12 protein-coding genes and 1 pseudogene are annotated in these 12,812 nt (G+C 68.1%); 11 read left to right on the forward strand and 2 right to left on the reverse strand.

Annotated features, from left to right (window positions below):
- Positions 1–7 precede the first annotated feature (7 nt).
- The 4 genes and pseudogenes from DB31_RS50765 (at position 8) to DB31_RS29330 (ending at position 3,808) form a co-directional block, all read left to right on the forward strand.
- Positions 8–163, forward strand: coding sequence for a hypothetical protein (locus DB31_RS50765; protein ID WP_240486945.1), 156 nt, complete (start codon positions 8–10; stop codon positions 161–163).
- A 12-nt stretch (positions 164–175) separates the two neighbouring features.
- Positions 176–469, forward strand: a pseudogene (locus DB31_RS50770) (class I SAM-dependent methyltransferase); the annotation flags it as partial.
- A gap of 75 nt (positions 470–544) precedes the next feature.
- Positions 545–3,289, forward strand: coding sequence for a PKD domain-containing protein (locus tag DB31_RS45285; protein ID WP_052420340.1), 2,745 nt, complete (start codon positions 545–547; stop codon positions 3,287–3,289).
- A gap of 111 nt (positions 3,290–3,400) precedes the next feature.
- Positions 3,401–3,808 (forward strand): acyl-CoA thioesterase, encoded by a 408-nt coding sequence (locus tag DB31_RS29330; protein WP_044193582.1) that lies wholly within the window; start codon positions 3,401–3,403, stop codon positions 3,806–3,808.
- Between the two features lie 3 nt (positions 3,809–3,811).
- On the opposite strand, the gene DB31_RS29335 is transcribed toward DB31_RS29330, so the two are convergent.
- On the reverse strand, positions 3,812–5,245 hold the full coding sequence (locus DB31_RS29335; RefSeq protein WP_044194000.1) for a DHA2 family efflux MFS transporter permease subunit: 1,434 nt from the start codon (positions 5,243–5,245) through the stop codon (positions 3,812–3,814).
- Positions 5,246–5,371: 126 nt separating this feature from the next.
- Here DB31_RS29335 and DB31_RS29340 point away from each other — a divergent pair, with 126 nt between their 5' ends.
- The 3 genes from DB31_RS29340 to DB31_RS29350 all read left to right on the forward strand — a co-directional run bounded on the left by DB31_RS29340 (position 5,372) and on the right by DB31_RS29350 (position 7,186).
- Positions 5,372–5,977, forward strand: a complete 606-nt coding sequence (locus DB31_RS29340) for a TetR/AcrR family transcriptional regulator (RefSeq protein WP_044193584.1) — start codon at positions 5,372–5,374, stop codon at positions 5,975–5,977.
- A 112-nt stretch (positions 5,978–6,089) separates the two neighbouring features.
- Entirely contained in the window at positions 6,090–6,860 is a 771-nt protein-coding gene (locus tag DB31_RS29345) for an SDR family NAD(P)-dependent oxidoreductase (RefSeq protein ID WP_044194002.1), read from the forward strand.
- A 116-nt stretch (positions 6,861–6,976) separates the two neighbouring features.
- Positions 6,977–7,186, forward strand: a complete 210-nt coding sequence (locus tag DB31_RS29350; protein ID WP_157232233.1) for a hypothetical protein — start codon at positions 6,977–6,979, stop codon at positions 7,184–7,186.
- 81 nt (positions 7,187–7,267) lie between these two features.
- Here the strand turns inward: DB31_RS29350 and DB31_RS45290 are convergent, their stop codons facing one another.
- Entirely contained in the window at positions 7,268–7,945 is a 678-nt protein-coding gene (locus DB31_RS45290; RefSeq protein WP_052420341.1) for a hypothetical protein, read from the reverse strand.
- A gap of 194 nt (positions 7,946–8,139) precedes the next feature.
- On the opposite strand from DB31_RS45290, the gene DB31_RS29360 reads away from it, so the two are divergent.
- The 4 genes from DB31_RS29360 to DB31_RS29375 all read left to right on the forward strand — a co-directional run bounded on the left by DB31_RS29360 (position 8,140) and on the right by DB31_RS29375 (position 12,784).
- Positions 8,140–8,886 carry an HAD family hydrolase gene (locus DB31_RS29360; protein ID WP_044193587.1) on the forward strand — a complete coding sequence of 249 codons (747 nt, stop codon included), beginning with the start codon at positions 8,140–8,142 and terminating at the stop codon, positions 8,884–8,886.
- A 119-nt stretch (positions 8,887–9,005) separates the two neighbouring features.
- The gene (pdhA, locus tag DB31_RS29365) at positions 9,006–10,127 is read left to right on the forward strand and encodes a pyruvate dehydrogenase (acetyl-transferring) E1 component subunit alpha (RefSeq protein WP_044193589.1); all 1,122 of its coding nucleotides are present in this window, start codon (positions 9,006–9,008) and stop codon (positions 10,125–10,127) included.
- Positions 10,128–10,184: 57 nt separating this feature from the next.
- Entirely contained in the window at positions 10,185–11,171 is a 987-nt protein-coding gene (locus DB31_RS29370; protein ID WP_044193590.1) for a pyruvate dehydrogenase complex E1 component subunit beta, read from the forward strand.
- 5 nt (positions 11,172–11,176) lie between these two features.
- The gene (locus DB31_RS29375; protein ID WP_044193592.1) at positions 11,177–12,784 is read left to right on the forward strand and encodes a pyruvate dehydrogenase complex dihydrolipoamide acetyltransferase; all 1,608 of its coding nucleotides are present in this window, start codon (positions 11,177–11,179) and stop codon (positions 12,782–12,784) included.
- Positions 12,785–12,812: the final 28 nt, after the last annotated feature.

The raw sequence follows: 12,812 nt of genomic DNA on the forward strand, positions 1-12,812 counted from the left end.
CGTCGCCGTGTCCGAGGCGGATCGACAGCGGTGGAATGCCCGCTACCAGGAGCAGGCCGGGGGCTTGGAGCCGTCCCGGTTCCTTCAGTCGCTCTCGGACCGGCTGCCGAGCACGGGGCGGGCGCTCGAGGTGGCCGGTGGGCCGGGGCATGACGCCCTGTAGCTCGCGAGGCGTGGCCTGGATGTGACGCTCGTGGACATCTCGGACGTGGCGCTCGAGCGCGCCGCCGCGGCCGCGCGGCAGGCCGGTGTCCCTTTGCGTGTGGAGCGGGTGGACGTGGAGGAGGCGCCGCTTCCCCCCGGGCCCTACCAGCTCGTGCTGTGCATGAACTTCCTCTGGCGCCCGCTGTTCGAGGCAATTCCTCGGGTGCTCGAGCCCGGCGGGCTGTTCGTCTTTGCCCAGCCGACCCGGAGCAACCTCCAGCGGAACCCGCACCCCTCGGCCCGCTTTCTCCTGACTGGTGCGTGACCTTCCTACACCCGGTGGAGTGAGCCGCATCAGGGGCACGTGCTAGGGTGCGCGCCTCGTTTAGGAGGAGTCTTCGTGTCACTTTGGAACTCGAACCGGCGGGCTGTCTCGCTCGCCGTCACAGTGTTGGCCTTGGGAGTGCTCGCGGCCTGTGGTGGCAGCGGAAACCCCGTCACCCCGGACCCGAACGCCAGTGCCGAGATCAAGGCCATGCTCCCGCAGGAGCTGGCGGTCTCGGATGTGGCCCGCGTCCACGTGGAAGCCCGTGGGCCTGGCATCCCCACGCCCGTTGGAATGGATCTGTCCCTGCAGGGCAGCACCTGGCAGGGCACCCTTCTCGCAATCCCCGCGGGGTTGGACCGCATCTTCGAGGCCAAGGCCTACGACGCGGCCGGGCTGTTGCTCTACGCCGGGCAAGCGGGGCCGATCACGATCGCCTCGGGCAGCACGGTGAGCGTGGCCATCCTGCTCCAGCAGGTCAACCCGCCGCCTCCGTACCAGAACGTGCCGCCGACGATCGACTCGGTGGTGGTCTCCGCCAACCAGGTGTCGCCCGGTGGCACCATCACGCTGACGGCCACCGCGCATGACGAGAACGCGGGGGACACGATCACCTTCGCGTGGACGGCGACTGCGGGCTCCTTCAGCAATCCGTCTGCTTCCGCGACGAGCTGGGTGGCTCCGGCGGCCGAGGGCCCGCAGGTGCTGACCCTGGAGGTGACGGACTCGAAGGGGACGAGCGCCCGGCTGAGCGTCAACGTCAGCGTCCAGCGCCCCGGCGCGAGCGGCGATGCCAATGTGACGGTGGGCTTCAACACCTGGCCGAGGGTGAACCAGATGCGGGCGACGCCGTCCATCCTCACGCTCAACGTCCCCGTGCAGCTCTCCGTCGTCGCCTCCGAGCCGGACGGCGACGCCCTGAGCTACACGTGGAGCGCGAACTGCCCGGGTCGCTTCGAGGACAGCCTCGTGGCCACGCCCCGGTTCACCTTGTTGTCGCAGCCTCCCCCCGGTCCTGTTTTTTGCACGCTCACCGTCACCGTCTCGGATGGCCGGGGAGGCCAGACCACGGGCTCCTTATCGCTGCTGGCTGGGACCCCGTCGCAGGCCAACGTGGCGCCTCAGATCGACAGCACCTTCAAGAGCTCCGAGCAGGCGGGCGGTGGCGAGGTGGTGACGATGGGCCTCACCGCGCATGATCCCGAGTCCACGCCGCTGACCTTCTCCTGGACCGCGAGCCAGGGCTCCATCCTGGCCACCCGGGGTACCAGCACCGCGAGCGAGGTGGATTGGAGGGCGCCCGCGTGCCTCAATGGGCCGATCACCGTGACGGCGGCCATCGCGGATGCCTGGGGCGCCGTGACGCACCAGCAGTTCTCCATCGCCCCGCGCGCGGGCTCTTCGTGCGGCGCCCTGACGGTGTCAGGTATGCGCAACTCCTACCGCGTCCGGCCAGATGGCAGCACCCTCACGGTTCCGGTGAATCTGTCGGGTGTGACGCTGGGCGCGTGGGTGCCGAGCACGGATGGCGCGAGCTACACCTGGCGGCCGGGGAGCGGTGACGCCAGCGGCACGTTCATCATCCCCAACGTCGATCGCACGCCCTACCTGCTCCGGTTCGGGGGCTCGTACCTGTGGGCCCACAGCCGGATGCTCGATCTGAGCCGGGCCGACTTGGGCCGCCATGACACGGTGATCGAGCCGGAGACGACCCAGCTCCAGATGCAGGTTTCCGGGCTGAATCCCTGGCAGGGCGGCGATGACTTCCAGCTCAGCTCGGCGAGCACGGGCCTTGGCTACTTCTCGGCGACGAGCTGCTCCACTCCGTTCTTCCCGGAGGACCTCGACGGCGAGACCTCCTTCAACTTCACCATTGACTACCTGTACTCGATGCAGAACTGCGGGACTCCTGCGGCCCGGATCGACGCGTCTCGCGGGGACGTGCTGTATGCCACCCAGCTGGTGAGCCGCACGGATGCGGCCACGGGGATGACCTTCCAGGAGGTTCAGCGGAGCTTCCAGACGAACTCGCTGACGGGCCCGAATCCGAGCACGCTGCTGCTCAGCGGCACGCTGGCGCCGCTGCCGCTCGTGAGCCGGGTGGTGGACTACCGCGCCGCCTCGTTCGAGGCCCTGGCTCTGGCGGGGCACCCCTCCGCGACTGCGGGGACCACCACTCTGAACCTTGGGATCTTGCCGGGCTACGACCAGTTTGGCTCCTACGCGGGCTGGCCGGACCTGGTGCTGGCGACTTTCGGCGCGGGCCTGGGAGACGTTGCCCCCACGTTCACGTATGGCAATCCCTATCCTGCCAACTGGTCCCAGTTCATCACGGCCCAGACCACCTCGCGGGTCCGTTACTCGGTGCCGCTGGAGGGCGGAGGCTCGTCCACGCCGCGCATCTACTCGGCGTATACGTACGCCCAGCAGCCCGTGGGGAACGGTCCGATCATCCCGCTGGTGGGGCCGCCTCGGGATCTGCGGCTCAATGGCGCGCTGGCTTGGGACGTCCTCACGGGTGTGGGCGAGACGCCGCTGATGAGCTGGACGGCTCCGAGCCTGGGAACTCCGACCTCGTACTCGGTGCGCGTGTATGAGCTCTACGCCACGAGCACGGGGAGTACCTCTCGGGTGACGGTGACGAACCTCGCGACGGACCAGACCCAGCTCCGGATGCCGCCCGGCGTGCTGGTGCCAGGCAAGCACTACCACCTCCAGGTGTCGGCGCTCTTCGAGCAGGGGACGGATCCGGGCAGGCCGTACATGCTCCGCCCGGTGTACCACACGGCGATGGCGGTGACGGGCCGCTTCCAGCCCTGAGCCGAGCCGTGCGGTGAATGCGTGAGAAGCCCCGGTGGCAGCAGTGCCGCCGGGGCTTTTTTCCTTCCTGGCTCCAGGGATTCCCTATGCTGCCGCCCGGGAGGTGCCGCCTTGCCGTTCTCCATCCGCCTGCCGGTGACCGCGCAGGATCTCGATGAGCTCCAGCACGTGAGCAACGTGGTCTACGTCCGGTGGATCCAGGACGTGGCCGTGGCTCACTCCGAGGCGGTGGGGTTGAGCTTGGAGGTCTACCGGCAGCTGGGCGCCGTCTTCGTGGTGCGCCGGCATGAGGTGGACTACCTGCGCCCGGCGCTCGCGGGAGACGAGGTGGAGGTGGAGACGCGCGTGGTGGCGAAGAGCCCCGTGACGGCGACGCGGCAGACCTTCATCCGGCGGGTGGCGGACGGGCAGGTGCTGGTCCAGGCCCAGACACAGTGGGCCTACGTGTCCACGTCCACCGGGAGGCCCGTGCGCATTCCGCCCGAAGTGACTCAGCGCTTCACGATCGAGCCCGTGTGAGGGCTATGAGGCGCTCGACGAGGCGCTGGGTGTCGTGGGCGTGGGACGGTTGATGCCAAGTGCGGCCAGAGTGGCAACGAGCCCCGTGGCCGCCGAGAACCACCACACGTTCCTGAAGGTGTGGTCCGGATCCAGGGGCGCCGCGCCGCTGCCGAGGATGACCACGAAAGCGCTCGTTCCGATGACGAAGCCCATCTGTCGCGCCATGTTGACGACGGCGCTTCCCGTCGAGGTCTGATCCCGGGGCAACTCGACGGTGGCCGACGCGAAGATCGTCGGGAGCGCCAGTCCCATGCCGACGCCGATGACGAGCCATCCTGGGAGCACGGAGACGGCGAAGGTCGAGGAGGCGTTGGCGCTGGAGAGCAGCAGGAGCGGACCTGCGGCCAGCATCAGGGTTCCGAGCGCGGCGATGCTCCCAGGGCGGAAGCGCTTGCTCAGCCTCGAGCTGACGGCGGCGAAGATCGGCACCATGCAGGGGCCGGGGGCAATCGCCAGTCCCGTCTCCAGGGCGGACCAGTGCCAGCGCTGCTCCAGGAACAGGATGACCGAGAGGAGCTCGGCGCCGAAGGCGACGGACAAGAGGAACGCGGAGACGTTCGACCAGGCGAAGACGCGGTGCCGGAGCAGCGAGAGGTCGAGCACTGGAGAGGGGTGGCGCGCCGATCGGACGAGGAACGCCACGGAGCCCACTGCCACCACGGCGCAGGAGAGCAGGGTAGGGATCGAGGTCCAGCCCCAGTCGGGGGCCTTGACGAGCCCGAGCGCCAGCGCGCCGGTCGCCACGATCAGGATGGCGCCGCCGAGGAGATCGGGGAGCCGCGACGAGGACTCCGGCCGAGGATTCGGAAGGAACCGGAACGCGGCGATGGCCGCAGCCACGCCGATGGGAAGGTTGATGACGAAGATCCATCGCCAGGAGGAATCGATGAGGAGTCCGCCGATGGCGGGTCCTGCCGCGCCCGCAAGGGACGAGCTCGAGGCCCAAATGCGGATGGAGCGGGCCCGCTGCTCGGGGGGCATGGCCGTCAACACGAGCCCCATGCTCGCGGGAGTCAACACGGCGGCCCCGGCGGCCTGAAGGCACCGGAACACGACGAGCCACGTCAGATTGTTGCTGAGCGCGCAGCCAAGGCTGGCGAGGGTGAACAGCCCGAGCCCCACGAGGAAGCCTGCTTTGCGGCCGTAGCGGTCGACGAGCCGGCCTGCGGGCACGAGCAGTGCGCCATAGAAGATGGTGTAGCCATTGAGGACCCAGCTCAGGTCCGACAGCGACGCCTGGCCGACGTCGCGGCCGATGTCATCGAGCGCGATGTTGACGATGAACATGTCCAGCGCGGCCATGAACACCGACGAGCAGAGGATCAGCAGGACGAGGGCTGGGCGGGCGCTGGGGCGGGCCAGCGCGTACGGCGAGGAGGAGGAGAGGGCTTCCATGCGCGTGTGAGCCTCCATGAAGGACGCGCCCGGCAAAAAAGCGCGTTAAATGACGGTCATCATGAATGTGTCTATTCATGTCGGTTATCATGTAAGCTGTCAAGCGTTCCTGGGGTGGAGGACGAGATGAAGGTGTCGAGAGAGCAGGCGGAGGCGAACCGCGCCCGCATCATCGAAGTGGCCGGAGAACTCTTCCGCGAGAAGGGGTTCGACGGCATCGGGGTGGCCGATCTGATGAAGGCGGCCGGCCTGACGCACGGAGGCTTCTACGGTCACTTCAAGTCAAAGGATGACCTCGCCGCGCAGGCCTGCGAGCAAGCGATGGCCGGGACCCTCAAGAAATGGAACAAGTACGTCGCCGAGTCTTCGGATGAGCCGCTGGCCTTGTTGGTCTCCCAGTACCTGTCGACGCGGCACCGCGACAACCCGAGCAAGGGCTGCCTCTTCGCGAGCCTTGGGGGGGAGACGGTTCGTCAAAGCTCCACGGTGCGCCGCACGGTCACGGCCGGGCTTCGCTCCATGATCGATCTGCTGACCGGCCTCGTTCCAGGACGGTCCAAGGCAGCGCGGCGCGAGAAGGCCATCGCCACCATGTCTGGGATGGTGGGAGCGCTGGTTCTCGCCCGCGCGGTGGACGACAACGCCTTGTCCGAGGAAATCCTGCGAGCAGCTGTCGCCACATTCGGTCAGAAGCAGACAGCGCGCGCGGAGGAAGAGGCAGGTGCCAGCTGATGAAGTGAGGGGCGACTGCCGTGAGAGTCGCGGTCACCCAGGCGTTCGGTTATGGGGCACGAGTCAACGCCCTCATGCCTGAAGGCGAGGGCCCTCGCTGGGAGTGGTCATCATGGACAAGGTCATCGTCATCACGGGAGCGAGCTCGGGCATTGGTGCGGAGTTGGCGCGTCAGGCGGGAGAGAAGGGGGCGAAGCTGGTGCTGGCGGCGCGCCGTCAGCCGGAGCTGGAGGCGGTTGCGGCCCGCTCGGGGAAGGAGGCGATCGCCGTCGTCACCGATGCCACCCAGCGTGCGGACATGGAACGGCTGCGGGACGCCGCGCTGCAGCGCTTCGGCCGCATCGACGTCTGGGTGAACAACGCTGGGCGAGGCATCACCCGTCCGGTGTCGGAGCTCACGGACGAGGACCTCGACGTCATGATGCGGGACAACGTGAAGAGCGCGCTCTACGGCATGCAGGTGGTGCTGCCGCACTTCAAGGCGCGCAACGCGGGGCAGATCCTGAACGTGTCGAGCGGGTTGGCGCGGCTACCGCTGGCGCCCTTCCGCTCGGCGTACAGCGCGGCCAAGCACGCGCTCAACGGGCTCACCGCGTGTCTGCGCTTGGAGCTGAAGCAGTCGCACCCGGGCATCATGGTGAGCGTGGTGATGCCGGGAGTGGTGGCCACGGAGTTCGGCAGCAACGCGCTGGGAGGCGGCCCTGACTCCCGCACGCTGCCCGGGGCGCAGAGCGTCGAGGACGCCACGAAGGTCATCCTCGACGTCATCGAGAACCCGCAGCCCGAAGCCTACACGCAGCCTCAGATGAAGGCGGACGTCGAGCGCTACTACCACGATGTCGCGGCCTTCGAGGCGGAGCTCAGCGCTCGCTTCCGGCGCTGAGGCGAAGGCACCAGCGGCCCTACGTGCAAGGTGAGAATCGCGAGGAGGACCCTTGAGGTCCACTCACCCCGCGTGGCTTTTCCCCTGTCAGACCTTCGGGATAGACCGGAGGCTGCATGGGCCACAAGAAGCCACGCCCCCCGATGGATGTCCCCACGATGTCCGAGGCCGCGCAGTCGCTCTTCGAGGAGCGCGCGGCCATCCGGGAGTTCCTGGGCGGCATGCCGCGCGTGGAGGCCGAGGCCGCCGCTCGCGAAGACGTGCAGCGGATCCTGGCTGCGGACCGTGCTGCCGCCACCGCCTGGCGCGAGCGCATCAAGTCCTGAACTGGCGCCATGAATGACGAAAGCCATCCCCGCGCCAAGCGAGGATGGCCTCCTGTGCGGCTGTGCGGGCGGCGCGTCTCTTTAGAAGACGACGGGGAAGTTGAGGCGCTTGGCGTGCGGGGCCTTCTCGCCGTCGAGCTTCTCCTTGCCGATCTCGTACGAGGCCGCATCCTGGCGGATGTTCACCATCTGCTCCTCGATGAAGTCCACTTCACCATCGGCCTTGGCGTCGGCGACGGTCTGGGCGATGTCGGCCTGGTCCGTGAGCAGCGTGTTGGCCTCGGCGCCGGTGAGGGAGCCGTTCCGCACGCCCTGGGCAATCTGGCCAATCTGCGAGGCCTGCGCCTTGGCCGTGGGGTCACCGGCCGTGCCGCGCGCTCGGTTATGGGTGGCCGCGAACGCGTCGAGCCCCGCCTGGGTCTGCAGGCGGCGGATGTTGGCGGCCTCCTTCGCGGTGATCACGCCGTCGGCGCCAGCGCGGGCGGTGGTCCCGGCGATCTTCGCCTGCTGGCTCAGGAGCTTCGAGGCCTCCTTCTCGGTCAGGGCGCCGCTCTTGAGCCCCTTCTGGATGGTGTCGAGCTGGCTGCCCTGGGTGTTGGCCAGCTGCTGCGAGCGCACCGGCGTGAGGAACTTGTCCAGCGTGCCCGGCTTCGGCGGAGGAAGCGGCAGCGGCACAGGACGGGGCAGGGTGGGCGACGGCAGCGTCGGCTGGCTGGGGGTGAGGATGGGACCCGCGACGGAGGAGTTGATCTTGGTCATGGGAGCGATTTCCGGAAGTGAAGTGACATCGGGATTTTCGGGATTACTCCCAAGGAGTTGCGTCAGACGGGTCAAAATCTGCCCGGCCCGTGCTGAAGCCACCCCACGTTCTTCTGCCCTGGCTACGGACACCCAGCCGTCCGAGCGGCTTTCCCGGCATAGCGGCCCCGAGCCGCGTATATCCTCGGAGCCTCATGGCCTACGACGACTTCAAGAGCCGCATCCGTGAGGGCTGGCAGCACACGCTCCACGGAATTCTGGCGCGTGCCCGCTCGCTCGGCGCGAAGGCTGTGCTGGCGTTCGACCTGGACTCCACGCTCTTCGACAACCGCCCCCGGCAGGCGCGCATCCTCCGGGAGTTCGGCTCGGCCCGAGGCCTGACCACCTTGGAGGCCTGCGGCGTCGCTCACTGGACCAGCGGGTGGGACATGAAGGTGGCCATGCGCAACTGCGGCTTGGCCGCCGAGCAAGTCGAGGCCCTCTACGCCGAGGCCCGTGCCTTCTGGGCGCAGCGCTTCTTCACCAGTGAGTACTGCCTGGATGACGTTGCCATCGATGGCGCGGCGGCCTTCACGTACGCCGTGGTGGGCACGGGCGCCCAGCTCATCTACGTCACGGGGCGCCACGAGGGGATGCGCGAGGGCACGGTAGGGGCCATGCGCCGCTGCGGCCTGGCGCTCCCGGGCGAGGGGGCCACTCACCTCATCATGAAGCCCGCCCTTCGCGACAACGACGACGCCTTCAAGCGCGACGCCCACGCGCGGCTGGGCACGCTCGGCCAGGTGATTGCTGCCTTTGACAACGAGCCCACCCACGTCAATGACTACCTGCAGCGTTTCCCCGAGGCGACGGTCATTCACCTGGCAACGGACCACTCCGGCCGCCCGGTGCAGCTTTTGGAGGCCGTCGTCTCCATTCCTCACTTCACGGGTGGAACATGACGCGGTGCGCCTAAGCCATACTTTGACTTTGAAGTCCCACTGCCGCGCGCTATGAGGCGCACGGCGTTTCAAGCCCCGCTGGTACCTGGCGGGGGACCCTTTCAGGGAGGCAGCTCGCGGTGGCCAGCAAGTACTCGAAAGACCTGCTGTTGACGATGCACCGGAAGATGTACCTCATCCGCCGCTTCGAGGAGCGCACGGACCAGGCCTACAAGCAGCAGAAGATCGCCGGGTTCTGCCACCTCTACATCGGCCAGGAGGCCGTCGCGGTAGGCACCAATGAGGCGCTTCGTCCGGACGACTACATGCTCTCGGGCTACCGTGACCACGGTCAGCCGCTGGCCCGTGGCTCGGATGCGGGCATGGTGATGGCGGAGCTGTTCGGCCGCGGCACCGGCTACAGCAAGGGCAAGGGCGGCTCGATGCACATCTTCGACATCGAGCACCATTTCTACGGGGGCTACGGCATCGTCGGCGGGCAGATTCCGCTGGCCGCCGGCATGGCGTTCGCCAGCCGCTACCGCAACGAGGATCGCGTCACGGTGTGCTTCTTCGGCGACGCGGCGGCCAACCAGGGCGCCTTCCACGAGACGTTCAACATGGCGGTCAAGTGGAAGCTGCCGGTCATCTACATCTGCGAGAACAACCGCTACGGCATGGGCACGGCGATTGGCCGCGTGTCGGCGGAGCCGGAGATCTACAAGCGCGCGTCGGCCTACAAGATGCGCGGCGAGGCCGTGGACGGCATGGACTGCCTGAAGATGTACGAGGCGGTGAAGGACGCCGTCGAGTACTGCCGCGCGGGCAAGGGTCCCGTGCTGATGGAGGCGAACACGTACCGCTTCCGCGGCCACTCCGTGGTGGACCCCGCCGTTTACCGCTCCAAGGACGAGGTGGAGCACGAGCGCAAGAACGATCCGATTCCGAAGCTCAAGGAGTACGCGATCAAGAACAAGCTCGCCACGGAGGCGGAGTTCGACGCCATCGACGAGGAGATCAAGGCCCAGGTGGACGCGGCGGTGAAGTTCGCCGACGAGTCGCCCGAGCCCAGCCTCGAGGAGCTGTGGCGCGACACCATCGTGGAGCCGGGCGAGGAGGACGTGCGCCCGCGCGAGCGCGTGCTCGGGACGAAGGTGAAGTGGCCTTCGTACCCCTCGGGGCAGGAGCTGAAGGTGACGTGGGATCTGGAGCCTCGCCAGCAGGCCGAGCGCGAGGACAAGAAGGCCGGGCTGGCGCGCTAGCTGCGCGCCGTGCCTCAACCTCTTATTCACACACGAGCTGACGAGTCGGAGCCAACGATGCCCGAGTTGATGTACCGCGAGGCGCTGAACCAGGCGCTCGCCGAGGAGATGGAGCGCGACGCCAACGTCTTCCTCATTGGTGAGGAAGTGGGCCGCTACAACGGCGCGTTCAAGGTGTCCCAGGGGCTGCTGGATCGGTTTGGAAGCGCGCGCATCATCGACGCGCCCATCTCCGAGCTGGGCTTTGCCGGCCTGGGCGTGGGCGCGGCCATGGTGGGCCTGCGTCCCATCGTGGAGATGATGACGTGGAACTTCGCCATCCTGGCGATGGACCAGATCGTCAACAACGCGGCCAAGCTGCGGCACATGTCCGGAGGCCAGCTGCGCTGCCCGATCGTGTTCCGCGGCCCGGGTGGCGCGGGCGGCCGGCTCTCCAGCCAGCACAGCCAGGCACTCGAAGCCAACTACGCCCACTTCCCGGGCCTCAAGGTGATTGCCCCGGCCACGCCCGCGGACGCCAAGGGCATGCTCAAGTCGGCCATCCGCGATGACAACCCCGTCATCATGTTCGAGGGCGAGCGCCTCTACGCCATCAAGGGCGAGGTGCCCGAGGGCGAGCACGTCGTCCCCATCGGCAAGGCGGACGTGAAGCGCGAGGGCAAGGACGTCTCCATCATCACCTGGAGCCGCATGTACTACTTCGCCGAGCAGGCCGCGCAGCAGCTGGAGCAGGAGGGCATCTCCGCGGAGATCCTCGACCTGCGCACGCTGCGGCCGCTCGACGAGGAGGCCATCCTGGCCACGGTGCGCAAGACGAACCGCGCCGTCATCGTGGAGGAGGGTTGGTCGCTGGCGGGCGTGGGCGCCTCGGTGGTGGACATCATCCAGTCCAAGGCGTTTGACGAGCTGGACGCGCCGGTGCAGCGCGTGACGGGACTGGACGTGAACATGTCCTACGCCACGAACCTGGAGAACGCGACCCAGCCGGACGCCGCGAAGATCATCGCCGCGGTGAAGAAGGTCCTCTACCGAGAGGGAGCCTGAGACGTATGGCCAAGCCCATCGAGATGCCGTCGCTCTCCCCGACCATGACGGAGGGGAAGATCGTCAAGTGGCTCAAGAAGGTGGGGGACAAAGTCTCCTCCGGTGAGGCAGTCGCCGAGGTGGAGACCGACAAGTCCAACCTCGAGATCGAAGCCTACGACGACGGCGTTCTGCTCCAGATTGCCGTGGCCGAAGGCCAGATGGCCAAGGTCGGTGCCCCCATCGCCTACCTGGGCGCCAAGGGCGAGAAGGTCGAGGCCGGTGCGGCCTCCGCGCCTGCTCCCGCCGCTCCGAAGGCTCCGGCCGCCGCGCCCGCTCCGGCTCCGGCTCCGGCAGCCCCGGCTGCTTCTGCTCCGGCCGCGGGCGGTGAGGGGATCCCGGTCCCCATGCCATCGCTCTCCCCGACGATGACCGAGGGGAAGATCATCAAGTGGCTCAAGAAGGTGGGCGACAAGGTGTCGTCCGGTGAGGCCATCGCCGAGGTGGAGACCGACAAGTCCAACCTCGAGATCGAGTCCTACGAGGACGGCACGCTCGCGAAGATCGTCGTGGGCGAGAACCAGATGGCGAAGGTGGGCGCTCCCATCGCGTTCATCGCGGGCAAGGGCGGCAAGGCGGCGGCTTCCGCGCCTCAGGCCTCCGCACCCGCGCCTGCGGCGGCTCCTGCTCCTGCGGCTCCCAAGGCCGAGGCGCCCAAGGCTGCCGCGCCCGCAGCGGCTCCTGCGGCTTCGAAGGGTGGCCGTGTCCGGGCCAGCCCGCTCGCGAAGCGGATGGCGAAGGACCGGGGCATCGACCTGGCTGCGCTGCAGGGCTCGGGTCCGCTCGGCCGCGTCGTGAAGCGTGACATCGAGCAGGCGCTGGCTCAGGGCGTGCCCGCGAAGCAGGCTCCGGCGGCGGCTCCGGCCAAGGCGGCGCGTGCGGCTCCGGGCGTCCGGCCCGAGCCGCAGGTGGTGCCGATCTCGTCGATGCGCAAGGTGATCGCCCAGCGCATGAACGAGGTGAAGCCCGGCGTGCCCCACTTCTACCTGACGGTGGACGTGGAGATGGACGCGGCGATGAAGATCCGCGAGGAGGCCAAGGCACTGGAGTCCAAGGTCTCCGTCAACGACATCATCGTGAAGGCGGCGGCCATCGCGCTGAAGCGCTACCCGAAGATCAACGTGTCTCTGCAGGGCGACAAGATCCTGCAGTACGCCACGGCGGACGTGGGTATCGCGGTGGCGCTGGAGGAGGGGCTCATCACGCCCATCATCCGGGATGCGGACCAGAAGGGCCTCTCGGCGATCTCCGCCGAGTCCCGCGAGCTGGCCGAGCGCGCCCGCAAGCGGGCCCTCAAGCCGGACGAGTACACCGGTGGCTCGCTCACGGTGAGCAACCTGGGCATGTACGGCATCGACCAGTTCGTGGCCGTCATCAACCCGCCGCAGGCTTCCATCCTCGCGGTGGGCGCGGTGGCGGACAAGCCGGTGGTGCGTGACGGGCAGATCCTCGTGCGGAAGATCCTCACGGTGACGCTCTCGTGCGATCACCGCGTGATCGACGGCGCCATCGGCGCGGAGTACCTGCGCGAGTTCAAGACGCTGCTCGAGCACCCGATGCGCCTGTTGTTCTAGTCCCGAAGCAGGGCCGCCATGCTCACGC

It is taken from the genome of Hyalangium minutum (assembly GCF_000737315.1).
In the GTDB taxonomy this organism is placed as follows: domain Bacteria; phylum Myxococcota; class Myxococcia; order Myxococcales; family Myxococcaceae; genus Hyalangium; species Hyalangium minutum.